Annotated in this window: 19 protein-coding genes; 14 read left to right on the forward strand and 5 right to left on the reverse strand. The window is 42.4% G+C overall.

Translation table 11 applies throughout. The features are described 5' to 3' along the window. The first annotated feature begins 504 nt into the window (after nt 1-504). Nucleotides 505-972, forward strand: a complete 468-nt coding sequence (locus RT269_RS01095; protein ID WP_313180165.1) for a cupin domain-containing protein — start codon at nt 505-507, stop codon at nt 970-972. 211 nt (nt 973-1,183) lie between these two features. Here the strand turns inward: RT269_RS01095 and RT269_RS01100 are convergent, their stop codons facing one another. The 5 genes from RT269_RS01100 to RT269_RS01120 form a co-directional block, all read right to left on the reverse strand. Then, on the reverse strand, nt 1,184-2,710 hold the full coding sequence (locus RT269_RS01100) for a permease prefix domain 1-containing protein (RefSeq protein WP_313180166.1): 1,527 nt from the start codon (nt 2,708-2,710) through the stop codon (nt 1,184-1,186). Then, nucleotides 2,703-3,035, reverse strand: coding sequence for a PadR family transcriptional regulator (locus RT269_RS01105; RefSeq protein ID WP_313180167.1), 333 nt, complete (start codon nt 3,033-3,035; stop codon nt 2,703-2,705). The genes RT269_RS01100 and RT269_RS01105 overlap by 8 nt, the downstream gene beginning before the upstream one ends. Before the next feature lie 250 nt (nt 3,036-3,285). After that, nucleotides 3,286-4,401, reverse strand: a complete 1,116-nt coding sequence (locus RT269_RS01110; RefSeq protein ID WP_313180168.1) for an anaerobic sulfatase maturase — start codon at nt 4,399-4,401, stop codon at nt 3,286-3,288. Between the two features lie 2 nt (nt 4,402-4,403). Further along, nucleotides 4,404-6,026 carry a response regulator transcription factor gene (locus RT269_RS01115; RefSeq protein WP_313180169.1) on the reverse strand — a complete coding sequence of 541 codons (1,623 nt, stop codon included), beginning with the start codon at nt 6,024-6,026 and terminating at the stop codon, nt 4,404-4,406. A 30-nt stretch (nt 6,027-6,056) separates the two neighbouring features. Further along, nucleotides 6,057-7,817: a sensor histidine kinase gene (locus tag RT269_RS01120; RefSeq protein WP_313180170.1), complete on the reverse strand. Its 1,761-nt coding sequence runs from the start codon at nt 7,815-7,817 to the stop codon at nt 6,057-6,059. Between the two features lie 318 nt (nt 7,818-8,135). On the opposite strand from RT269_RS01120, the gene RT269_RS01125 reads away from it, so the two are divergent. From RT269_RS01125 to RT269_RS01185, 13 genes are all read left to right on the forward strand, one after another. Beyond that, nucleotides 8,136-9,482 (forward strand): ABC transporter substrate-binding protein, encoded by a 1,347-nt coding sequence (locus tag RT269_RS01125; protein WP_313180171.1) that lies wholly within the window; start codon nt 8,136-8,138, stop codon nt 9,480-9,482. Nucleotides 9,483-9,573: 91 nt separating this feature from the next. After that, on the forward strand, nt 9,574-10,491 hold the full coding sequence (locus RT269_RS01130) for a carbohydrate ABC transporter permease (protein WP_313180172.1): 918 nt from the start codon (nt 9,574-9,576) through the stop codon (nt 10,489-10,491). Between the two features lie 12 nt (nt 10,492-10,503). Continuing rightward, entirely contained in the window at nt 10,504-11,331 is an 828-nt protein-coding gene (locus tag RT269_RS01135; RefSeq protein ID WP_313180173.1) for a carbohydrate ABC transporter permease, read from the forward strand. Nucleotides 11,332-11,449: 118 nt separating this feature from the next. Then, nucleotides 11,450-12,628 (forward strand): glycoside hydrolase family 88 protein, encoded by a 1,179-nt coding sequence (locus RT269_RS01140; RefSeq protein WP_313180174.1) that lies wholly within the window; start codon nt 11,450-11,452, stop codon nt 12,626-12,628. A gap of 27 nt (nt 12,629-12,655) precedes the next feature. Continuing rightward, nucleotides 12,656-14,044, forward strand: a complete 1,389-nt coding sequence (locus tag RT269_RS01145) for a sulfatase family protein (protein ID WP_313180175.1) — start codon at nt 12,656-12,658, stop codon at nt 14,042-14,044. A 269-nt stretch (nt 14,045-14,313) separates the two neighbouring features. Beyond that, a complete protein-coding gene (locus RT269_RS01150; protein WP_313180176.1) occupies nt 14,314-15,765 on the forward strand; it encodes a sulfatase-like hydrolase/transferase in 1,452 nt (483 codons plus the stop codon). Further along, nucleotides 15,746-17,563, forward strand: coding sequence for a sensor histidine kinase (locus RT269_RS01155; protein ID WP_313180330.1), 1,818 nt, complete (start codon nt 15,746-15,748; stop codon nt 17,561-17,563). The genes RT269_RS01150 and RT269_RS01155 overlap by 20 nt, the downstream gene beginning before the upstream one ends. Further along, nucleotides 17,560-19,074 (forward strand): response regulator, encoded by a 1,515-nt coding sequence (locus tag RT269_RS01160; protein WP_313180177.1) that lies wholly within the window; start codon nt 17,560-17,562, stop codon nt 19,072-19,074. Before RT269_RS01155 ends, RT269_RS01160 begins: the two co-directional genes overlap by 4 nt. Nucleotides 19,075-19,082: 8 nt before the next feature. Next, a complete protein-coding gene (locus RT269_RS01165; RefSeq protein WP_313180178.1) occupies nt 19,083-20,576 on the forward strand; it encodes a sulfatase in 1,494 nt (497 codons plus the stop codon). 383 nt (nt 20,577-20,959) lie between these two features. Continuing rightward, nucleotides 20,960-22,042, forward strand: a complete 1,083-nt coding sequence (locus RT269_RS01170) for an ABC transporter substrate-binding protein (protein ID WP_313180179.1) — start codon at nt 20,960-20,962, stop codon at nt 22,040-22,042. 11 nt (nt 22,043-22,053) lie between these two features. Further along, nucleotides 22,054-22,839 carry an ABC transporter permease gene (locus tag RT269_RS01175; RefSeq protein WP_313180180.1) on the forward strand — a complete coding sequence of 262 codons (786 nt, stop codon included), beginning with the start codon at nt 22,054-22,056 and terminating at the stop codon, nt 22,837-22,839. A 2-nt stretch (nt 22,840-22,841) separates the two neighbouring features. Continuing rightward, nucleotides 22,842-23,630, forward strand: a complete 789-nt coding sequence (locus tag RT269_RS01180) for an ABC transporter permease (RefSeq protein WP_313180181.1) — start codon at nt 22,842-22,844, stop codon at nt 23,628-23,630. Then, the gene (locus RT269_RS01185) at nt 23,606-24,385 is read left to right on the forward strand and encodes an ABC transporter ATP-binding protein (RefSeq protein ID WP_313180182.1); all 780 of its coding nucleotides are present in this window, start codon (nt 23,606-23,608) and stop codon (nt 24,383-24,385) included. The genes RT269_RS01180 and RT269_RS01185 overlap by 25 nt, the downstream gene beginning before the upstream one ends. Nucleotide 24,386 lies beyond the last annotated feature (1 nt).

A 24,386-nucleotide genomic window follows, 5' to 3' on the forward strand; every position in this document is an offset into this window, starting at 1 on the left:
GGTGGACTAGGGACTTTCACCCATTAGAACGTGCGCCCGCTGGGCACACTACAAATAAAAGCACGGGATACCGTGCTTTTATGACTTTATAAGATGTATTCCTATTCGATATATATAAATGCGATTCTTTAACTGCCATCGTCAGGGCCAATGAAAGGCTTTCCGGATATGATTGTGAGAGCAGTTGAGACCGTGAAATAATGTTGTTATTTCCTTAAATACTTGATACAACATAAGAAAACCAAAACATAAACAACATACTTAAAAATTTCAAATAACTGCAAAAACAATGCGAGATAAGTAAACATGTGGCGCCTCCTAATTATTATTCTGATTAAATTATATACCAGACGATCTGAAAAATATAGTAGGTTAACCATTAAAACTATTTACAAAAATAAAATAGATAATTGCTATAAATTGGAAAACTAATATTGATAGTAGGCAGGACGTGTGATATTCTACTCATAAAGAATGATTTTAATAGCGAGGGGAGAAATTTAATTGGATATCTTTAACGTGGATAATTTACCTGAACAGTATATTTGGGATGATGAGATAGGTTTGGTAACAAAGTTGTTGGGGGATGCTGCCGGAAGTCAGAAAATCTATGTGAATATTGATTATGTTCCACCTAAAGCATACAGTACAAGATATCACAGTCATTCACAGCAGGAAGAGTTTTTTATGATCCTTTCCGGAACGGGAACTTTACGCTTAAACGAGGAGGAGAAAACCGTTAGACAAGGAGACTTTATAGCTAAACCAGCAGGGAAAAACATCGCCCATACATTCTATAATTCCAGTGACGAAGTTTTGACAATTTTGGATATTGGAACTAACCAAAATGAAGATACTTGCTATTATCCTGATGATGATATGTATATGCAAAAATCTTATGAATTGAGACGAGTTTTTAAAGGAGCTGATTTAAATACTTCATGGCTCCCAGAGCCGAATCCAAAAGAGTAAGGTTTTGAATTTAATATTAAGACTATCAACATTAAGTTGGTAGTTTTTTTATAACCAGGCCCACCAATTAAGATAGTGCAGAAATCGGGAGAAAAAGATGATATTTTAGCAAGATCCAAAAAGAAGTACCGGAAAACCACTTTCCGGTACTTCTGTATTTCTTATATTATTAAAGTTTTAAATATCATGTTTATTAATTATTGTTCTTTGATCAGCCGGATGTGATAGGTCTGTAATTTACAGGCTCTTCTATTACATGGTCATAACGGTATGCGGAAAAAACCAGTCCAAGAAGTAACATATTGAGGAGTATGCTTAACTGTCCCTCTGAAATCAGGGGTAGATTGGGAAAGATCGCATATTGATAACCAAAGTTTCCCAACAGGTAAAATACTCCCTGCCAAAGCAAGCATTGCCCGCAGCAAAAAGCAAGAGATGAAGCCAGATTCCCATGGATCCGTCTAATGTATGAGAAAAGGATCCAATAAAACAGGCCAATGGTTCCTATTATTGCCAGTCCCGGAAGCCAGCCAAACAGGAAGATGCATACGGCAATCAAGTAATTATTATGATAATGCTGAGGAAGAATATCCCAGAGGGTCACATCATCTGCCATGTAATGGATAGATCGCGGGCTGCCTCCTTGCTTTTCAATTGCCTCCACTTTATCCTGAAATTCCTGCAGCTGTTTGTCGGTATGAATCCCTGTGGCGTCTATGCCAATATGACGAGGATCACGGGAAGCGAAATACCATGCACCGGTACCATAATCCATCATTTCCTCCGGGGAGAGTAATAGACCGCGGGTAAGAGGAGTTCTTGAAAGCAGCTCCTGAATCAATACCCCATTGTATGTATCATCCCAGGTGGTGTGAATCGCGGATTGTGGAGAAAGGAAAGCTTCAGTTTTTTCACGGCCGGAAGGTGTTAAAAAAAGCGGACTTCCGAGAAGAACAAAAAATGCCAGTATACCTGAATAAAGATATTTTTTCTTACCGGAAAGAATCCCGCGGTGAATCATAAAACACACAGTTCCAAGTGTACTCAGAAGAAAAATGGCTGCTGCAGTATCACTGATTTGATACAGGCCGGATGTATACATGAGAAGCAGCCATGTTCCGGCACAACAGGGAGCGGCTGTCAGGAATTTCTTTCTGTTATGGCGGGAACAATACAGCAGCACTGTAATCACTGGAACTAACAGTAATGTGGCAAAATAGGCAGTACTGGCAATCCAAAACCGTCTCCTGCTAAAGTGTGACAGAAAAAATATCACTATTTGAGCCAGATACAGCAGGCATATAAATGATGCCAGTATCTTTCTGTGCCGGATTACGAAGGGATACCCCTTTAATACTGTAAATACAAGCAGTATTCCTCCTGGAATGTAGGAAAGAAATCCATTTGACATCCGCTCTGGTGTCCATCGCAAAAAGCAGGAGAGAACAAAGCCTGCCAGAAGCAGCAAAGCGGTGATGAAGGTAAGTCTAGGAGATTTTTGAATCTTGTGGGCCTCATTTAGCTCGGCACCGATGGCAATCGCATCTCCCATGCCGCGAAGAGCCTTATGCTCTGCATCAGCATGAGAAAGTCCTTGGGATTCATACTCCTCAATCCGGTCCTTAATATGTGATTCCAGCTCCTGATGAATGGAGGGACGTAACGGTTTATAAGAAATCTGGTCAGTCACCTCTTCCAGAAAATGGGAGACTGCGGAATCAGAGATTTTTTTATTCAAATAGAACACCTCCCATCACCTGGTTGACGGCAGTCTGGTAGACCTTCCACTCTTTTGATTTTTCTTCCAGCATCTTCTGACCATGAGAGGTAATTGCATAATATTTGCGGCTGCGGCCGTTGTCTGCAGTCTGATGATAACTGGTGACTGCTCCCTGCTGTTCCAGGGTGTGCAGAATTGGGTAGAGTGTGCCTTCCTGAAGTTTAAATACATTCTGGCTTTGCTGTTCCAGTATGCGTATTATCTGGTATCCGTACATGCTTTGCTCTTTCAGAAGCTTCAGCACCAGCATAGAAGTGCCGAGAGCCATATAGCGTTTGTCCATAAGATTTCCCCTTTCTCAGTATTTATCATTCTCCTGATACTATACCTAGATAATCTAAGTACAGTAATCATTATACCTAGACAATCTAAGTATGTCAAGCCATCAAAACCAAATAAAACCGGAATAGGAGTCAAAGCGATCAGAAGGCAGTTCATCAAACATGTCCAGAACATGCATTAGAATACAAAAAAGGGGAGAGACCAGTAAATGATCTTTCCCCATAATGCCGTATCTGACTTTAAAACGTTTTTCATGAATGATTAAATTTTCTTGCTGTCTGCAAAAGCCTTGGAAGGCAATGGTCAAAAAACATCTGATAGGATTTGCAGAAGTAATTGCAGCAGGTTTCTTCCATGGACATGATACGGTGCCGGTAGCAGCCTCCCCTGCACAGAGAAAAGTAAGAACAGGCCTGGCACTGGCTGTCAGGCGCTTTCTGGGAAGAGAGAAAACCGATCTCCATTCTTTTTTTGTGTATTTCATCAAAACCGGTATTGTTTAAATTCCCCAGCTTAAATTCATCCAGAACAAAGAAGTCACAGGGATATACTTCACCGTCGGCTTCGATGACGTTTTGAATGCTGCAAAAACCGTTCATGTCACAAGATTCTGCATTGCCGGTCAATAGAAGAGAGAGGTAATTATAAAACTGGCGGATGTAGATTTCCTTTCCGGCGTTTAAATCCTCATACCATAAATCAAACAGGTCACAGAGGAATTGTCCGTATAATTCCGGAGTAAGAGAATATTCCATGGTACCAGGGGCTGCCTCCAGAGGATCCAGACAGGGAATGAATTGAAGATAAGAAAAGCCCATTTTCTTATAGTATTGATATATTTTTCCGATGGAGGACGCGGTTCTTTTATTTACCACTGTGAGGATATTATACTCCACTCCATACCTGTTGAAGCTATCCACTGTTTTCATGATGTTTAAAAATGTGGCACTGCCGTTTCCGCTTTTCCGGTAAGCATCATGGGTATGTATGGTACCGTCTACGGAAATTCCTACCAGAAAATGTTCTCTTGCGAAAAATTCCGCCCATTCCGGTCCCAGGTCAAAGCCGTTGGTCTGAAGGGCGAAATGTATATCCAAATTTTTCTTATTATATTCCTTTGAAAGCCTTACGGCCTGTTCAAAAAAGGGGAGGCCGGCCAGAGTAGGTTCTCCTCCCTGAAAAGCAATGGTGCAGGCAGTATCTGCGTAGTCCAGGGCTTTTTTTAAGACATTCTTTAAAGTTTCCTCCGACATGAAGCCATAAGAGCCTTGTGTTCGCTTTTCCGTGATATCATGATAAAAGCAATACTGACATTGCATGTTGCACATGCCAGAGGCCGGTTTGATCAAAAGATTAACTGGTGGCATAGTTAACTCCCTTCATCTGTAAATGGATAGGTGACCCGGTTTTCGTGTTCTCTCGGCGATATGCCCGTAACCTTTTTAAATACTTTACTGAAATAATAGGGATTATCAAAGCCCAGTTTATCAGAGATTTCATACATCAGGTACTGGTGGGTATCTATAAGCTCCATGGCATGCTGAATCTTAACCTGGGCAATATAATCTGACAGGGTAGTTCCTGTGAGTTTTTTAAAAGTATTGCTTAAATGTCCGGAGCTAATGTTTAAAGCTTCGGCTACATCGGCCAGGGTCAGCTTTTCCATGTAGTGTTCCTTGATGTAGCTTCTGGCCAGATCCACCAGCTTGTCGGAACGAGTGGATTTCCGGTCCTCCAAAAGGCGGCACAGCTTCTGACAGAAACTCCTCAGCCATTCCAGGATGTCCTCCAGGCTGTTAAAATGATTCAGCTGCTCCGCAATGTTAATGGTATAAGGAAAGATCTCCTGATAGCTGTCATCCCCAGTTTCAAAAAATGAATAGAGATAGGTGTAGATATTGATGCAGGCGCTGGTGGCCTGTTCCTTACGGGGCCTGTTTTCCCGGAACAGGGTGATGATTTCTTCAAAAATGGAAGCAAGCTTTTCACTGTCGTTCTGGCTTATATAAGCAGCCAGATCTTTTTTAAATACATTGATATTGAATTTTTTTGCCTGACTGAAATGAGAGTTCTGTCCGTCGTAAAAAACTACTTGGGATGAAGAGTCAAAGTAGTAATACTCCAGTGCTGTCGAGGCTTCTGAGAATGCCTGGGGGAGTTCTGAAATCTTTTCTTTTGTCCTGCTGACACCGTAAACGGCAGAAAGCTCAAAGTAAGTTTTTAAAGCAACGCTGAACTTCTGACAGAATTCCCTTATAAGGTTTTGGGAAAAGGCTTCTTCTTTAAAGGAGGCTGTAAGGAGAAAAGTATCCTGCCGGTATTCCAGAATCGTGTAATGAAAGAAAAACCTTGCTGCGATTCCTCCCAGTATATCCATAAGCTGCCTGCTGACAGAATGCAGATCATAGCTTCCCCCGCCCGCTTCAAAATCTATGTGGATAGGGCTTAAGGAAAACAGGATAACAAAAGGAGCCGGATACTGCTTCTCCAGTTCTTCGGGAATATCAGATACTGCCTCATGGGAAAGGAAAAGACGGCGGAACTCTGTCTTTGCCAGATCCTCCTGGTTATTCATAAACTGGCTGTCCAAGAGGCGGTTCTGCTTATTGACCAGTAAGTCGCAGGCCTCCTTGGCCCGTTCCAAAGCGTTCACAAGCGCTTCTTCATTCAGATCGATTTTCACCAGATAGTCAGATGCGCCCAGGGAAAGGGCCTTTTTCACCAGATGGAATTCCTCTAAGTTTGTTAATACAATAAAAGCAAAGTCACAGCCGTTTTCTTTGCATTTTTCCACCAGATCAAGCCCGCTTAACACGGGCATCCGGATATCCGTTATGACGATATCCGGATGAAGATCCATGATCATTTCATAGGCGGAAGGGCCGTTGGTTGCCTTTCCTATAATCGTGCAGTCATAGTTTTCCCATATGATCAGGGAAGCGATGCCAGCCAGGATGAGTGGCTCGTCGTCTATAATAATAATTCGATACATGCTGTCTTTATACCCCTTTGTCGGCCCTTCTTAAAATTCCAAAGGAAGGGCAATGGTAATTAATGTGTATTGGTCTAATTCGCTTTCCAGCTTTAATCCGTATTCTTCTCCGTAAACCAGCTTTAATCTCCGGTCCACGTTTGGAAGCCCGATTCCGCTCATATTGCTTCTCGTGATGCGGGAAGTATCTGTTAACAGCGTTTCAATGCCTTCCGGGGAAATGCCGATGCCGTTGTCCCTTATGGTAATATAAAGAACACTGTTTTCAGCAAAAACGTGTATCTGAATCAGCCCGTTTCTTCCGCTTGGCTCGATTCCATTAAAGATGGCGTTTTCCACAATAGGCTGAAGGGTCAGCTTCACGATTTTGGCATCGTATAATACTTCCTGATCAACCTCTGTGGTTACGTCAAAAAGTTCAATATATCTGATTTTCTCTATAATAACATAATTCTGCAAAAAATCCAATTCCTGACGAAGGGTTACCTTTTCGTTAAATCCCTTTGCCATGTTTTTTAGCAGGGAGGACAGGGCAGTAACCACCTGAACGATCCCGCTGTTTTTCTGCATGGTTGCGATCCATTTGATGGAATCCAGTGTATTGTAGAGGAAATGAGGATTGATCTGGGCCTGAAGCATTTTAATTTCCAAATCCTTTTTTTCTTTTTCGCTTTGAACTCTGGTTTCCAAAAGATCGGAGATCCGGTCAGACATTTGGTTGATTTGCTTTCCTATGCTTCCGATTTCATCATCTGTTTCAATGGAGCGGTCCGGATTAAAATTTCCCATGGAAATGAATTCCAGTCGTTTTTTCAAACGGCTGATGGGTGCGCTTAACTGGCGGGATATAAACCAGGACAAGGTAAGGCCGATGGCACAGCAGAAAAAGAATATGAGAGCAATGGTACCTCCAATCATGCCATGGTCAAGGTTAAGGTCTGAAATTGGCAGGATCTGAAAGAAGATCAGACCGCTGATTAATTGTCTCTGATAAGAGATGATACAATCCTTTCCATTCAGCAAAGTGCGGAAATTGCCCTGGGGTTCTTTTAAGTTTCTAAGAGTGACCAGCAGATCAGAGACATCATAATCCTTTCCATTCACAGAAGAAATGATACTTCCATCTAAAGTAGAAGCAAAGAGGATCTGTCCATCCCCCATGCTTTCCAGAGTATCGGAAAACAGACGGGGAGAAATCGCCAGAAATATCCAGGCATCTTCCGGATTGCTGCTTGAGGAATATTTTAATGGTCTAAGAAGAGGGAGCAGCTTAGGGGTGTAATTCATTGGAGAAAAAGGGTTGTCCTCCAGGGAGAGGAGATACTGGGTATTCTCTCTGGAAAGCATATCGTGGAACCAGGGCGCATTTTGGATGTCTCTGAAATCGAAAGAGGAGCCGTAGGCGTTCCCTGCTTGCAGGATTTCTCCGTTGCTATAAAGAGTGATCTTATAGATATATTTGCTGTAACCTGAAATTGCGCAGAAGTCCCTAAGTACATTGGAGGCGTACAGCTTAATATAAGCAGCATCTCCGTATTCCGACTGTTTCAGGGAAGGTGTGTAAAATAAAGACTTTCTTTCTGAACAGGTCACAATGATGTTGACCATTTCCTCATAAGCAACTTCCATCCGGTCGGACAGAATCTGTATGCGGTTAACTGAGTTTTCCGTTTCGTTTTGAATGGCATCCTTATAATAGGAATGATAGTTATAAAAACTTACGGCACAGGCGATACTTATAACTACCAGAAGATTATATAGAAGAAGCTTATACTGGAATGTGCGGGGCATGACAGAGATCCTTTCTGAACCCCGTGAGCAGTCGTCAAAGTTAAACAAGCTTGACCTTAACTCGCTGTCTTCACGAGAATAAATTTAATAGTATCATATCCTTTATTACTCAGAAATTCAACGAATATAAAAATTAATCTTAAAAAAGTATAAAAATCTAAATAAAGTATATGTTTGGGATCGTGAAAAACGGTTATGAGTAAAAAAAATAATAGAATTATGCAAATCGTTTATTCCGATATTGTCTTAAATCTGTTATCCTTATACCACAAAGAACACATACGCGCGTAGTTCTAAAAAAAGGGAGGTTTCAAGCTAATGAGATTAAAACGAGTTTTAGCTATGGTGTTAGCAGCCGGAATGGTATGCGCATCTTTAACTGCTTGTGGTGGCAGCAAAACAACTGAGAGCAGTGCTGCAAGTTCAACTGATAAGACAGAAACAACAAAATCAGATGAAAAAGCACAAAGCACAGGAGAAAAGAAAGTACTTTCCGTTACTACATGGGACTATGATACATCACCGACATTCCAGACGGTAGTTGATGCTTACATGGCAAAAAATCCAGATGTTGAAATTAATGTAATTGATACATCAGCCGATGAATACAACAATTCCCTGGGAATCAGCTTATCTGCAGCTCAGCCGGATCCAGATGTAATCTGGGTAAAGGACATGGGTTCCATGCTCCAGATGGCAGATAAAAATCAGCTTCTTCCTTTGGATGATTTCATGAAGAAAGATAATTTGGATTTATCCATTTACAATGGTGCAGCAGAGCAGCTTCAGTATAACGGAGCTACCTACGGACTTCCATATCGTTCCGACTGGTATATCTTATACTACAATAAGGACCTTTTTGATGCGGCAGGCGTTCCTTATCCATCAAATGATATGACTTGGGATGAGTATTATGATATTGCAGCTAAGATGACATCTGGTGAAGGCAGTTCAAAGGTTTATGGCGGACATAACCACACCTGGCAGGCACTTGTATCAAACTGGGCTGTTCAGGATGGCAAACACACAGTTGTTGAAAAGGATTATTCCTTCTTAAAGCCATGGTATGAGCAGGCTCTTGCTTTACAGGATAATGGTTATATTCAGGATTTCTCTACTTTAAAAACAGCTAATATCCATTATTCATCTGTATTCAAAAATCAGCAGTGTGCTATGATGCCAATGGGTTCCTGGTTTATTGCAACTATGATCCAGTCTCAGGCATCAGATGAAACTTCCTTTAACTGGGGCATTGCAAGGATTCCTCATCCTGCTGATACTGAAGCCGGTTACACAGTAGGAGCTCTCACTCCTGTCGGAATCAGTGCTTACACTGATGAACCTGACTTATCCTGGGATTTTGTGAAGTTTGCAACCAGCGAAGAAGCAGCTAACATTTTAGCTGAACAGGGCGTATTTACCGGTATCCAGACAGAAGAGTCATTAAAGACAATTGCTTCTGCACAGTTCTTCCCAGAGGGAGAGTCAAATGTTGAAGCGCTGACTTATACCCACTATATATTTGACCGTCCGTTAGATCCGAAGATTACTGAAATCAAAAATCTGCTTGAAGAAGTTCATGAAATGATCATGATTAAGCAGTATACCGTTGATCAGGGAATCGAAGAGCTGAACAAGCGTGTTGCGGAGATCAAGGGCTGGTAAAAATTGATTGCCCGGAGAGCGCCTTTTCTAAATATTATGGCAAGGCGCTCTTTTTGTGGCAAAAAGCAGGTGAAAAGGAGGTTAACCCTGTATGAAAGAAGTAAAAAAGACACTAAAGTCTCATCAAATGAAGGCAATCCGAAGTAACCTGATTGGTTATTCCTTTATTCTACCCAATTTAATCGGATATGCGATTTTTGTATTCATTCCCGTTATCTTTTCTTTTGTTTTAAGTGTTATGAAATGGGATGGTTCCCGTACTCCCATGAAATTCGTAGGATTAAGTAATTTTGTTCAAATTTTTAATGATAGGATTTTTGTTCAATCCTTTATTCACACGATTCAATACGCATTGCTTACGGTACTCCCAACCTTAGTGCTGGCGCTATTACTGGCAGTCCTGTTGAATAATAAGTTAAAGGGGATCGCTGTTTTCCGTACAGCACTGTATTTCCCTTATATTGCTTCCATCGTAGCAGTAGGTGCGGTGTGGAATATGCTGTTCCAGCCGGATTTTGGACCGATCAATGAATTTTTAAGATTCATCGGCATTTCCAAGCCCCCCAGATGGGTAGTGGATGTGAAATGGGCCATGGTGGCTATTTCTGTGGTAAGTGTATGGAAATACATGGGATACTACATGATCGTGTATCTGGCAGCGCTTCAGGGAATCTCAGGTTCACTTTATGAAGCGGCAGGAATAGACGGAGCCAACGGCTTCCAGAAGCTTCGTTATATTACCATTCCCATGCTGACTCCAACCACATTCTTCGTGCTGATTATGCTGACGATCCAATGCTTTAAAGTATTTGACCTCGTATATGTAATGACAGGTGGAGGTCCTGGTAATGCCACTAAGACCCTGGTCAATTATATTTATGAAAAGGCATTTACAAGCTGGGAGTTTGGACCGGCAAGCGCTGGCGCACTTGTTCTGTTTTCAGTAGTGCTTGTTGTCACCCTGATTCAGTTTGCTGGTGAAAAGAAGTGGTCTAAAGATTTGATGTAAGGAGGGAAAGCGATGAGAACAAAAACAAAGAATTTGAACATATTTCTATATCTGGGATTGATTGCTTTATCCCTTTTTATGCTGGTACCCTTTTATTGGATGGTGATTTCTTCTTTAAAGCTTAATAAAGACGTATTTTCCATACCTATGACATGGTGGCCGGATACGCTGCATTGGGAGAACTATAAAATCATCTGGAAGAAGCTGCCACTTGTGACCTTCTTTCTTAATACCGCCAAGCTGACGGTCATTACGACCGTAATCCAGCTGTTCACCAGCTGCTTTGCCGCTTACGGTTTTACGAAGACACGCTTTAAAGGAAGGGATTTAATATTCCTTATGTATGTTACGACCATAGCCGTTCCATGGCAGGTTTACATGGTTCCCCAGTTTATTCTGGTTTCCAAGCTTGGACTTAACGATACTCACTTAGGATTGATCCTGATGCAGGCCTTCTCTGCCTTCGGTGTATTTTTAATCCGCCAGTTTTATATCAGTATTCCTGACGAATTATGTGAAGCTGCCAGGATCGACGGATTAAACGAGTACGGTATATTCGGAAAAATCGTATTTCCTCTTGGCAAGCCGGCAATGGCAACCCTGACTATCTTTACCTTTACGAATGTATGGAATGATTTCATGGGACCATTGATCTATTTAAAGACAAAAGAATTAAAGACAATTCAGCTTGGTATCCGGATGTTTATATCCCAGTTCGGAGCGGATTATGCATGGATCATGGCAGCCTCTGTATGCTCTTTGATCCCGGTTATCATTGTATTCTTAAGCTGCCAGAAGTTCTTTGTAGAGGGCGTTGCAGCCAGCGGAATCAAGGGCTAAGCGGAAGCACCCTGCGGGTATACCTTTATGTCCAGATAGATGGACAATAGGAGGAAACACCCTGCGGGTATACCTTTATGTCCAATAAAGATGGACAATAGGAGGAAAGGAGAATCATATGGCACAGACATTGGAACAAATAAAAACCTATCCTGGAATGGAAGAGGGTATGGTTCAAAAAGCTCTTGATGATGCTGTAAAGATCGTCAAAGAAAATCTATCGGTATTTACGGATAAATTCCAATCTTCCAACAGCTTTAACGGATTTTATGAAGCAACAGAAAATGTAGAATGGACAACAGGATTCTGGACAGGAGTGATCTGGCTGGCTTATGAGCATACCGGCGATGAAGCGTTCCGGAAAGCGGCAGAAGTGCAGGTAGAAAGCTTTCTTGACAGAATTGAAAATAAAATTGACGTTAACCATCATGATATGGGATTTTTATTCAGCTTATCCTGTGTGGCAGCTTATAAGCTGACCGGCAATGAACACGCAAAAAAGGCGGCTTTATTGGCAGCAGACCATTTGGCGGAACGTTACCGGGAAAAAGGAAGGTTTCTTCAGGCATGGGGAAATCCAGGAGAGCCGAAGGAATACAGGCTGATCATTGACTGTCTGTTAAATCTTCCCCTGCTTTACTGGGCAACCGAAGTGACAGGAGATCCTTCTTATGAAGAAAAGGCGGAAAATCATATAAGAACTGCGATGAAATGCATTCTTCGTCCGGATCATTCCACTTACCACACTCATTTCTTTGATGTGGAGACCGGGGAGCCGACCTATGGCGTGACCCATCAGGGAAACCGCAATGGCTCCGCATGGGCCAGAGGCCAGGCTTGGGGCATATACGGAATCGCCTTAAGTTACCGGTATTTAAAAAATACAGAATACATGGATCTGTTCTGCAGCGTAACGGATTATTTTATCGAACACCTGCCGGATGATCTTGTTCCTTACTGGGATTTTGACTTTGACACTGGAAGCACGGAGCCAAGAGATTCCTCCGCTTCTGCCATTGCTGTCTGCGGAATCCTGGAAATGGCAAAATATTTGGATAAAGATAAAGCCATGGTATATTTAGATGCGGCTGACCGTATGCTTAGAGCGTTGGCGGATCATTGCGCCAATAAGGATTATAAAAAGTCCAACGGACTGCTGCTTCATGGCACCTACGCCAGGGATTCTAAGGAGAATACCTGTACGAACCGGGGCGTGGATGAGTGCAATACCTGGGGTGACTATTTTTACATGGAGGCTCTTACCAGGCTTTCTAAGGACTGGGAGCTGTACTGGTAAGAACTGTGGTAGAATAAGGAGGAAAAAATGAAAACAAATCTGCTGTATGTCTTTGCCGACCAGTGGCGGGCTCACGCCATGGGATTTATGAACATGGACCAGGTGGTGACTCCAAATATTGACTCCTTTGCACAGGAGAGCATGAGGTTTACCAATGCTTACAGTACGTACCCATTATGTTCTCCTCACAGAGCTTCCCTGATGACAGGGAAATACCCATTCCGTGTGGGGATGTGGACCAATTGCAAGATAGGACTGGAAGAAAAGGTCATGCTAAGACCTCAGGAGCTCTGCATCGGAGATGTACTTAAGACCGAAGGTTATCACACAGGATATATCGGTAAATGGCATCTGGATGCTTCAGAGCTTAACTTTTCCTCCAATCCTAAATCAGGTGCAAAAGACTGGGATGCTTATACGCCGCCAGGGGAGAGAAGGCATGGATTTGACTACTGGCTGTCTTATGGAGCCTGGGATGACCATTTGGATCCTCATTACTGGCAGGATGATGAAACGCAAATAAAACCTGGAAAGTGGTCTGCGGAATTTGAAACAGATAAGGCCATCGAATACATGGAAGCCAGGAAAGGAGAGGAGCAGCCTTTTGCGCTGTACTTATCCTATAATCCGCCTCATCTTCCCTATGAACTGGTACCGGACCGGTATTATGATAAATTTAAGGATTTAGAAGTCAGCTACCGGGAAAACGTACCGGAAGAGATGCGGGAAAAAGGCGGACTTCTGGAAACCCAGACCAGGCAATATTATGCCGCAATCCATGGAATCGATGAACAGTTTGGAAGGATCCTACAGTATTTAAAGGATCATAATATGGAGGAAAATACCATTGTCGTCTTATCGGCGGACCATGGGGAAATGCTTGGTTCCCACGGACTGATGAGTAAAAATGTCTGGTATGAGGAGTCCATCCATATTCCTCTTATGATCCGTCAGAAGGAAAGAATTAAGGCTGTGGACAATGACGGAATCTTTGCAAGTCCGGATCATATGCCGACCATTCTGGAACTTCTGGAGCTTTCCATACCTGAAACGTGCGAGGGTTACAGTCATGTGAAAGGTATGTTCGGAGAAGATGAGAACGAGCCGCAGGACATGTTGATCTGTTCCTATCCAGGCGGCGCGGATGCGGTAAAGGCGTTTTCCGACAAGGGGCTTACCCATAAGGCTTATGGCTGGAGAGGCATCAAGGACAAACGTTATACCTATGTCATTTTTAACGGTTATGCTCCGGGAGAGGAGCAAAAGGAATATCTTTATGATAATAAGGAAGATCCTTACCAGAAAAATCCGGAACTGTTGGAGCCGGACTGCAAAAGGACGGAAATTTTGGCATACCGGGAAAAGCTTAAAAATTACCTTTGTAAGACGAAAGATCCGTTTTTGTGGGACAGGTAAAATAAATTGAATTAATTATGCACATTCTATTAGCGTCGGACTCCTTCCGGCGCTTTTTATGTGCCGTGACCCAATTGTGTATGCAATGTGCACGATATATAAGCAATCCGCTAAGCGGCATAGCCGATGGTCCTGACTATGGTCAGGAGATGCTTTTGTATAATATGCGGCATAAAATGCATCTTTACAATTGATTCTATATCATATATACTAAAGATAAATGTTCGACTTGCCGCAGCTATTATAACCTAATAGTAAGGAGAACAAAAATGAGTAAAAATAAACCCAATATCATTTTTATATTATCGGACGATCAGGGTGCCTGGGCTATGGGCTGTGCCGGGAATCAAGAGATTATTACGCCCAACCTGGACAGGCTGGCAGCAGAGGGAATCCGCTTTGACAACTTCTTCTGTGCTTCCCCTGTTTGTTCCCCTGCCAGGGCTTCTCTATTAACCGGAAGAATTCCATCACAGCATGGGGTGCATGACTGGCTTCGGGACGATAATAAAGAACAGGAGGATATAGAATATCTGGCGGGTCAGACCGCTTATACCGATGTGTTGGCTCGGGAAGGTTATGTATGTGGTCTGTCCGGTAAATGGCACGTTGGCAGGAGTTCTGTTTCTCAAAAGAGTTTTACACACTGGTTTGCGCACAAATCTGGCGGAGGCCCTTATTATAATGCTCCTTTTTATAAAGAAGGACAACTAATCTATGAATCCGGTTATGTCACTGATGTGATAACCGATGATGCCATATCTTTTATCAAAGAATATGCAGGCAAGCAATCTTTTTATCTTCATGTGGGCTATACAGCACCTCATTCCCCATGGGTCAACAACCATCCAAAAGAATACACAAAAATTTACGAGGACTGTTCCTTCTTGTCATGCCCTATGGAGGAAAAGCATCCGGATCATATTTATTTAACAGAAGAGGTTATGAAGGATTTAAAGGCCAATCAGATAGGATATTATGCGGCAGTCACTGCAATGGATCAGAATATCGGCCGTATTCTTGATGAGCTTGATCGTCTGGGTATCAGGGAAGATACGCTGATACTGTTTTCCAGTGATAATGGATTCAGCTGCGGACATCATGGTTTCTGGGGAAAAGGCAACGGTACCTTTCCGATCAATATGTATGAATCCTCAGTTAAGGTTCCTTTTATTGCCAGCCAGCCGGGCATTATTCCTCAGGGAAAAGTAAACACTTCTCTTGTTTCTGCTTATGATTTTATGCCTACTCTGCTGGAATATGCCGGAGCAGAGGACCGCTTCACAGATCTTCCAGGCAGAAGCTTTCTTCCGGCTATGATGGGACAGCCGTTTATTCAGTCAGAATCCATTGTTGTACTGGATGAATATGGGCCGAACCGAATGATACGGGGAACCAGATATAAGTTTATCAAACGTTACCCTTATGGACCCAATGAACTCTATGATTTAGAGAAAGATCCGGGAGAGAGGTACAATCTTCTTTTATCAGAAGACGGGGAAACGGCAAAAATAAAAAATAAACTGAATTATGAATTAGAGCAGTGGTTTTTAAACTATGTAAATCCGGAGATTGATGGTGCGAAAGAAGCTGTATATGGTTCCGGGCAGATCAATCTGGCAGGAGTCTGGAGTAAGGGGAAAGCGTCTCATAGCTGTGATGATTATATTAAAGAAAAACTGCAGAAAACTCATTGTAAAGATGAAAAACGAATGGAATAAAAGGAAAAATGGATTTAGAACCCTTAAGGCACAGCTGCGCCTGGGATATGGGCTTACTTTTGCCTTGATTTCCCTTCTTTTTGTTATGTTTTTATTCTTAGGGATCAAAAGCCTTATGCTGGATCAGATCGGACAGAGCAGACTAGATGTATTAAAGCAGATCTCAGAACGATCCAATACCATAAAAAGCAATACGATTACCATATCCAATCTTTACCGCTATGATGAGCATATGAGAAGCTATCTGTCTGAAGAAAAGGATCAGTTCCTGGAAAACAGACAGAAGGCCATCAATTATCTTGATGAGTTAAAAAAGACCTATGACCAGGTTTTTCATGATATAGGCCTGAATTATGATGTGGTCATTCTGGGCAATAATGGTTTTCAGTACTCCTCAAGGGGAAAAGGGGATTATGACTTTCAGGGATTAGAAAGCCAGCTATGGTACAGGCAAAGCTATGATTCTGAGGATGATATGGTGTTTATCAGCAGTTTTCAGGAAAAGTTTGACAGCACAGGCATAGAAAATCCTTATGTATTCGGTGCATTTCGTCAGGTTATGGATCAGGATGGCAATATACTTGGTACGATTCTGGTTAATATCGATGAAAAGTATCTGGAGGGTTTATATAGTTCCGTAGAGGAAAACAGTAATTTTTATATTTTTGATAAAAAAGGAAATATTGTATCCAGCAGAGATAAGAATCTGCTTGGCAAAAACTTCATTGGGGTTAAAAACTTCAGACAGTTTTATGGGGTAAACCAGTACAATATGATCAGGAAACTGGGGCAGGATTATCTGCTGTCCAATTACTATGATCCTGAGACAGGCTGGACAATTGTAGAAGAGATGCCTTGTTCTGTGATTTTCAAGCCTCTCCATCAAGCCATTGCCATTCTGCTTCTGCTCTTAAGCTTCTGTATTTTTGCAGGAGCAGGAGCTGCTTATTACTTATCTGGCAGAATATCAAAGCCGATCCAGAAGCTGTGCAGTCTGATGGATCAGGTGCGGCAGGGTGATTTTGATGTGATCAGTGACATTAAAGGCTATGAAGAAGTCAATCAATTGAAAGACAGCTTTAATGAGATGGCAAAAGAGATTAAAAAACTGATGGAAAGTGTAAAGCAAAAAGAAATAAAAAAGCGGAAATCAGAACTGGATTTTCTCAGGGCCCAGATCAATCCCCATTTTCTTTATAATACCCTGTTTTCTATTCAGTGCATGATTGAACTGGGGAATAACAAGCAGGCGGTTTTAATGATGTCAGCTTTTATAGACTTACTAAAGAGGACTTTGTCAGTAGATACGGATTTCATTTTGCTGGAGGAAGAGTTTGAGAATACGAAAAAATACCTGGTACTACAGCAGATCCGCTATGGCGATAAAGTGCATTTTGAATGTGAAATAGAGGAAAAGACAAAGGGGTGCCTTGTACCTTCTCTTATTATTCAGCCAATCGTGGAAAATGCTATATTTCATGGACTTAATGCAAAGGAGGAGCCGGGGATGATTGTGGTCGAATCTGCCATATACAGGGACTGCCTTATGATTACCATTTCCGACGATGGAGTTGGTCAGAGCGAAGAGGAACTTATGCAGCTGAGAGATCAGCTGGAGGACAGAGAGTACCATACCGGTGGCTCCATTGGCATCTTAAATGTGTTAAATCGAATCAGAATCAATTTTGGAGATTCTTATGGGCTTCTTGTGGAAAGCGAATCAGGAATCGGGACAACGGTTACTTTAAAGCTTCCTGTTATAAGGAGAGAGCATTTTAGTGAAGAGGATTTAGCATGAAAATACTGATTGTAGATGATGAAAGAATGATTTGTGAGTGGCTGCAGTTTTGTATTCAGAGCTATCCGGGCTGTGAGCTGGCAGGCTGTGCGCATAACGGAGAGCAGGCTCTGTCAATTTTTAAAGAGAATGAGGCTGATATCGTATTTACAGATATAAAAATGCCTCTCATGGGAGGGTTAGAGCTTTTAAAGGAGATTAAAAAGCTGAATCCCAGAACGATCGTCATATTGCTGACTGCTTTTGCAGATTTTGATCTGGTGCGGGAAGCCATTCGCCAGGGGGGTGATGATTATCTGCTGAAAACAGAGATGAATCAACAGTCCTTTCAGGAGATGCTATCCAAGCTGGAACTGCAAATAAAAAGAGCGGATTCTAAAGAAGTTCGTGGAGAAACGGAGAGTACAGGACAGCAGCACTCCATAATCAGTGACATTTTAAGAAAAGGCAGCCCATTGGAAGAGGATGATATCAGGCAGCTGAGAGAGTGTAATATCAGATGGAGGGATGGAGGACTGTTTTCCATAGCTGTCTGGAAACAGGATTTAATGAAAGATTTTGTCCTGCCTCAGAACGCCTGTGTCCGTCATGTAGCCAGCTTTGAGTATGACAGATATACCTATGTGATCATTGGGAATCTGGCAAGGGATTTAACAGAGCTTAAGAAGAATCAGGTTTTGTATGAGTATGCATCTGCAATTGTATTAAATAACGGCTGTATGGCAGGAGTCAGCACCATAACGGAACGTTTAAGCAGTGTGCCCGATGCCATTGTTCAGGCGGTTTATGGTCTTGGAATGGGATATTATGAAGGGAAAATAAAGGTTTGGCAGGCTAAGAGCAATGGAAGTGAGATCAGAAAAAAGGAATCAAAGTGGGAGTCTGTTTTCCGGAAGAAAAGACGGGAATTATATGATGTGCAAAGTGACAAATTTTATGGAAGAACAGAAGAAACCATGGAAGAAGCCAGGAAAGATACAGGGGTCCCTATCAGTGGTTTTACTGCTTTTTGCTGTGATGCAATGGAAATGGCATATATGCGGTTTGCAGAAGAGGATGCACAGCTGATGCACCATATGCTTTTGGAAGAAAAAAGCCGGGTCTATAGTACTACAGACTATGCAGAAGCCCGGTGTCTGGTTTTGGAGTTTATCAAAAATGTGCTGGCATATCAGGATGTAGATGAAAGACGATTGTCCAAAGGAGTAGCCGCAGCCGTTGATTATGTGAGAAAGCATTACAGCGAAGCCATCAGCCTGGAAATGCTTTCCCAGAAAGTCCATTTAAACCCTGAGTATTTATCCAGAATCTTTAAGGAAGAGGTGGGCTGTACCTATAGTGCCTTTGTCTCTGAGATAAGGCTTAAGAAAGCCGCCTATTTGCTGTCCCACACAACAGAACGTGTTCAGAAGATTGGGGAATCGGTAGGATATCCTAATGTAAGTTATTTTTCCACAACCTTTAAAAAACGTTATGGGGTCAATCCCTATGAATACAGAAGAGGGGAGTAAAAGGAAACATGAGAGTATTGATGGTCATGTTTGATTCATTAAATAGAAATATGCTGGAGTCCTATGGAGGAAGATTTGTAAAGACCCCTAATTTTAACAGACTGGCAGAACATTCGGTAACTTTTGACAATTGTTATGCCGGCAGTCTTCCCTGTATGCCTGCGCGGCGGGAACTGCACACCGGGAGATATAATTTTCTCCATCGAAGCTGGGGGCCATTAGAGCCTTTTGATGATTCCATGCCTGAGCTGTTAAATCACAATGGCATTCATACCCATATTGCTACAGATCATTACCATTATTTTGAAGATGGCGGGGCAACCTATCATACCAGATACAGAACATGGGAAGGATTCCGGGGACAGGAGGGAGATGCATGGAAAGGGGTTGCAGGAGAGAACTGGTCTCCAAAGGAATATAAAAACCGGTGTGACGGTATTGCTGACAGCTGGGAGCACAACTGGGTTCCCCAGGATTTTATTAACAGATCCTATTTAGATACAGAAGAGAAGCAGCCCCAGAGTAAAACGTTTGAAGCCGGTAAAGAATTTATCAGGACCAACTGCAATACAGACCAGTGGTTTTTGCAGATCGAAACCTTTGATCCCCATGAGCCGTTTTTTACTCATGATAAATTTAAAAAGCTGTTTCCCCATACTTACCATGGAGCGGTTTATGACTGGCCGGATTACAGAAAACTTGATGAGCGTGATACACCAGAGGAAATTCTTCATTTAAGGTCAGAATATGGAGCCCTGTTGTCTATGTGTGATGAAAAACTGGGGGAGATCCTGGATCTGATGGATGAGTATCATATGTGGAAGGATACTATGCTCATTGTTAATACAGATCATGGGTTTCTTCTGTCTGAACATGGGCAATGGGCCAAATGCCACTGTCCGTTTTATAATGAAGTGGCCAGGATTCCTTTGTTCATATGGGACCCGGTCACTGGAATAAAGGGAAAACAGGTATATAGTCTGGTGCAGACCATTGATCTGCCTGCAACCATACTGAAACAATTTGGGCTGGAACTTCCAAAGGATATGGAGGGAATCCCCCTTCAGTCTGTGATTCAGGAAGATAAAGCCATACGGGAAGCTGCTCTCTTCGGAATCTACGGAGGCCAGATAAACTGTACAGACGGACGCTATATTTATATGAGAAGTCCCGTGAATTATGATACAAAGATTTATCAGTATACTCTGATGCCCACTCGCCATGGAGGACGCAGGGCTTTTATAAAAGAGGAAGAGTTAAAGCAGATGACATTGTCAGATGGATTTTCATTTACAAAGGAATTGCCTGTTATGCAGATTCCCTATGGAGGAGAAGCCGGGCAAAATACATATCCTACGATGTTGTTTGATTTAGAAAAAGATCCGAATCAGGAATCGCCCATTGAGGATGAAGCAGCAGAAAAAAGAATGATCCATTTAATGAGAAAACGTATGAAGGAAAACCAGTGTCCTTCGGAGATGCTGGAACGATATGGATTCTAAGAAGAGGGGATAATATTGTATGACCGCCAGCCGTTAACTGAGCGGTCATCTTTTTTATATAAAAGAAATTTCACGAAAATGGATGGAACGGTGCAGCCACCCCAGGAGGAGAATCCTGCAGCATCAGAATTCTGTCATAATAACTAAACAAATGTCAAAATTAGAAAAGTCAACAATTTCATTTTAACAAAATCCATCCGAAAATCAAAAGAAAAATAAAATAATGAAAAAACAAAGGTGCTATGGCTATTATATAATCATAATACAAGAAGGAAATACGGAAGAAAAAAGAATTGGAAGCGGCAAGTCGGATGATTTCGTATTTCCATTTGTAAACAGGATAGGGGAAAATGCTACAAACTATTATACGAGGAGGATGTCATATGAGAAAAAGCAAAAAAGTAATGAAGATCGCAGCGGCGGTTCTGGCTCTGACCATGGTACTGTCAGCTTGTGGAAAGGGAGGCGGAAATGCTTCTGTTCCGTCAAAAGAAAACGGAGGAAATTCAAATACAGAGGCAGCAGGAGATTTGCCTGTGTTAAGAGTTGCTATGATGCCGTTTATTACCAGTCTGCCCACAGAGTATATTAAGAAGAATAAGCTGGATGAAAAAGCTGGTTTTAAAATGGAAACAGTTATGTTTGCAACAGGCGCACCGATGAATGAAGCATTGGCAGCAGATTTATGGGATGTTGGAGCAATGGGTGCAGCAGCAGTGACAGGTGTCGCAAATTATGACATGATGATTATAGGAGAAGTTCTGGAGTCTACCGACGGTCTGGGAGTATTTGTAAAGCCTGATTCTGCTATTGCAGGTGCTAAGGGCTACAACCCTTCTTACCCTAATGTACTTGGCAGTCCTGAGACTGTAAAGGGAGCCACAATTCTTCTGCCAATAGGAACCGCTCAGCATTTTACCACATTAAAATGGCTGGAGAAGCTGGGGCTTGGAATTACAGATGTAAATATTGTTAATATGGATACTGCCCAGGCTTATCAGGCTCTACAGGCAAATCAGTGTGATGCGGTAGCCCTTAACGTTCCCACATTTTTTGAAGCAGTGGATGACGGTATGGTTCAGGTTGGCAATCTGGCAGATCTTGGAACAAGATATGTAGATATGGTAGTCGCTAACAGAAAAGCAGTGGAAGGAAAACCGGAACTGGTGCAGAAATACTTGAACTGTATTATGGAGGCCTGTAAGGCGCTGAATGAAGATACTGATATGGCAGCAGATCTGATGGTAGAATTTTTAAAAGAAGCAGGTGCAGAGACTACAAGAGAAAGCTGTGTCAGTGATTTAGGCAGAGTTCAGTTTATCACAGCGGAAGACTGGAGCAATCGTGAACTGGGCAGTTTTGCCAGGGAGCTTGGCGAATTCTATATAAGCCTTGGCCAGCTGGAGCCTGAGCTCATAGATAAGTTTGACAAAAATATAGATACGGAATTCGTTAAAAACAAATAGGAGGAATGGAAATGAAGAAGGAGAAAGCAAAATATAAATACTGGCTGATGTCAGTATGCTCTGTTCTTACTGTGCTCTTTATCTGGGAGCTGGTAACCGATATTTTGCACCTGATCTCTCCCATGATGCTTCCCAGTCCGGCAAAGGTACTGAATACATTTCTATATAAATTAACAGGAGGGGTCAATCCAGATGGAGCGACCCTTCTCCAGCATATAGGAGCCAGTATGAAAATTGCACTGGGAGGTTATACCGTTGGAGTAGTCATTGGTGTGCCTCTGGGGATTGCCATGGCATGGAGCAGGAGATTTGAGCTGTTTGCCAAACCATTGTTTGATGTAATACGTCCGATTCCCGCGCTTGCCTGGATTCCTCTGATGATTCTGTGGCTGGGAATTGGCTACTGGTCAAAGGTTGGAATTATATTTTTTGCAGCTTTTATCAGTGCTACCATCAACTCCTATGCAGGGATCAAGAGAACCAGCCGGGTTCACTTGTGGGTCGCAAGTACCTTTGGTGCTTCTAATAAGCAGATGTTATTTAAAGTGGCGATTCCTACTGCACTTCCAATGATTTTTACAGGGTTAAGACTTGCACTGGGGTCCTCCTGGGTTGCACTGGTGGCAGCAGAGCTTCTGGCGGCAACAAGAGGTCTGGGCTATATGATTCAGGTAGCAAGAATGCTGGGACGGCCAGATGTCATTTTAGTAGGAATGATCACAATAGGAGTGATTGGTTTTTTGTTATCCTATATACTGGAAAAATTGCAGAATAAGTTCGTTAAGGGAGGGAAATAGCCATGGCAGCCAGATTGTTCAGAAAAAACGTTGCAGTTTTTATGACTGTGATTGCCTTTGGATCTCTGCTGCTTTTGTGGGAACTGATAGCCAGGTTTACAAATGCCAGAATGTTTCTCCCTCCTGCCTCAGAGATCATCATTAAATTCTTCGAAAGCTTTACTGTCCCCATTGGCAGGCATACGATGATGGTACACATTGGCGTCAGTCTGTACAGAGTGGGTGTTGCCTTCTTTTTCGCAACTCTGACCGGGATTACTTTGGGAGTTTCCATGGGGTATTCCAAGTCTGTAGAAGCAATTGTGAAGCCCATATTTGAATTTATTCGTCCCATACCGCCTTTGGCCTGGATTCCTATGTCAATTCTGTGGTTTGGGCTTGGAGATCAAAGTAAGTTCTTTATTATTTTTCTGGGGTGTTTTTGTTTTATCACAGTGAATACATACGATGGTACGAAAAATGTGGATCCTGTTTTACTGGGAGCTGCCAGAATGTTAGGCGCATCAGAGCGCCAGGTGTTCTTTCGTGTGGTTCTTCCTTCCTCGGTTCCTTATATTTTCGCAGGTCTTCAGATTGCGATTACAGCTGGCTGGTCTGCTGTGGTGGGAGCGGAAATGGTACGGTCCGATGGAGGTGTCGGCTGGTTAATCGTTATGGGAATGACCAATGGAAATACCGTTCAGATCATGGTTGGAATGCTGGCAATCGGCCTTGTTGGATATATTCTGGCTACAGCCATGGCTAAGCTGGAAGGGAGGTTATGCATATGGAATCAACAGCAGGGACTTTAACAGGAGTGCTTCAGTGCAGTCACGTCTCCAAGGAGTTTGACAGCTTTGACGGCACAGGCAAGAATCTGGTATTAAAGGACATTGATTTTTCTGTTAAGGAAAATGAATTTCTGGTGTTGTTTGGACCAGGACAGTGCGGAAAAACCACTTTGCTTAACATTTTGGCAGGGCTAGAGCCGGCCACCTCAGGGGAAGTAATGGACCATGGGAAAAAGGTGACTGCTCCTGCTCCAAAACGAGGTGTTGTTTATCAGAAAACAGCATTATTTCCATGGCTTACAGTCATGGGAAATGTGGAATTTGGGCCGAAGGTCCGCGGATTTAAGAAAGAGGAGACAAAAAAGATTGCAGATCATTATATTGAACTGGTAGGTTTAAAAGGGTTTGAAAAGAGTTATCCCTCCCAGTTATCAGGCGGAATGAGACAGAGAGTCGGAATTGCCAGAGCTTATAGCAATAATCCTGATGTTATGCTGATGGATGAACCTTTCGGCCATTTAGATGCCCAGACCAGATATATGATGGAGGAAGAGCTTCAGAGAATCTGGCAGAAAGAAAAGAGAACGGTAATTTTCGTTACCAATAACATTGAGGAAGCGTTGTTTCTGGCAGACCGGATCATACTGATGACCAACTGTCCCTCTGCCATTAAGAAAGAATATAAGATTGCTCTGCCACATCCCAGAAGTTATGTTGACTCTGAATTCCTACGTTTACGGCAGGAGATAACTGAAAATATGGACAAATCGCTGTAAA

It is taken from the genome of Lacrimispora sp. (assembly GCF_032078915.1).
In the GTDB taxonomy this organism is placed as follows: domain Bacteria; phylum Bacillota; class Clostridia; order Lachnospirales; family Lachnospiraceae; genus Lacrimispora.

Bases quoted from the DNA above. Each gene is read 5' to 3' on its own strand.
- RT269_RS01140 (WP_313180174.1), top strand. From the start codon at position 11,450: ATGGCACAGACATTGGAACAAATAAAAACCTATCCTGGAATGGAAGAG.
- RT269_RS01180 (WP_313180181.1), top strand. From the start codon at position 22,842: ATGGCAGCCAGATTGTTCAGAAAAAACGTTGCAGTTTTTATGACTGTG.
- RT269_RS01150 (WP_313180176.1), top strand. From the start codon at position 14,314: ATGAGTAAAAATAAACCCAATATCATTTTTATATTATCGGACGATCAG.
- RT269_RS01170 (WP_313180179.1), top strand. From the start codon at position 20,960: ATGAGAAAAAGCAAAAAAGTAATGAAGATCGCAGCGGCGGTTCTGGCT.
- RT269_RS01145 (WP_313180175.1), top strand. From the start codon at position 12,656: ATGAAAACAAATCTGCTGTATGTCTTTGCCGACCAGTGGCGGGCTCAC.
- RT269_RS01130 (WP_313180172.1), top strand. From the start codon at position 9,574: ATGAAAGAAGTAAAAAAGACACTAAAGTCTCATCAAATGAAGGCAATC.
- RT269_RS01135 (WP_313180173.1), top strand. From the start codon at position 10,504: ATGAGAACAAAAACAAAGAATTTGAACATATTTCTATATCTGGGATTG.
- RT269_RS01125 (WP_313180171.1), top strand. From the start codon at position 8,136: ATGAGATTAAAACGAGTTTTAGCTATGGTGTTAGCAGCCGGAATGGTA.
- RT269_RS01160 (WP_313180177.1), top strand. From the start codon at position 17,560: ATGAAAATACTGATTGTAGATGATGAAAGAATGATTTGTGAGTGGCTG.
- RT269_RS01110 (WP_313180168.1), bottom strand. From the start codon at position 4,401: ATGCCACCAGTTAATCTTTTGATCAAACCGGCCTCTGGCATGTGCAAC.
- RT269_RS01185 (WP_313180182.1), top strand. From the start codon at position 23,606: ATGGAATCAACAGCAGGGACTTTAACAGGAGTGCTTCAGTGCAGTCAC.
- RT269_RS01165 (WP_313180178.1), top strand. From the start codon at position 19,083: ATGAGAGTATTGATGGTCATGTTTGATTCATTAAATAGAAATATGCTG.
- RT269_RS01155 (WP_313180330.1), top strand. From the start codon at position 15,746: ATGAAAAACGAATGGAATAAAAGGAAAAATGGATTTAGAACCCTTAAG.
- RT269_RS01175 (WP_313180180.1), top strand. From the start codon at position 22,054: ATGAAGAAGGAGAAAGCAAAATATAAATACTGGCTGATGTCAGTATGC.
- RT269_RS01105 (WP_313180167.1), bottom strand. From the start codon at position 3,035: ATGGACAAACGCTATATGGCTCTCGGCACTTCTATGCTGGTGCTGAAG.
- RT269_RS01115 (WP_313180169.1), bottom strand. From the start codon at position 6,026: ATGTATCGAATTATTATTATAGACGACGAGCCACTCATCCTGGCTGGC.
- RT269_RS01120 (WP_313180170.1), bottom strand. From the start codon at position 7,817: ATGCCCCGCACATTCCAGTATAAGCTTCTTCTATATAATCTTCTGGTA.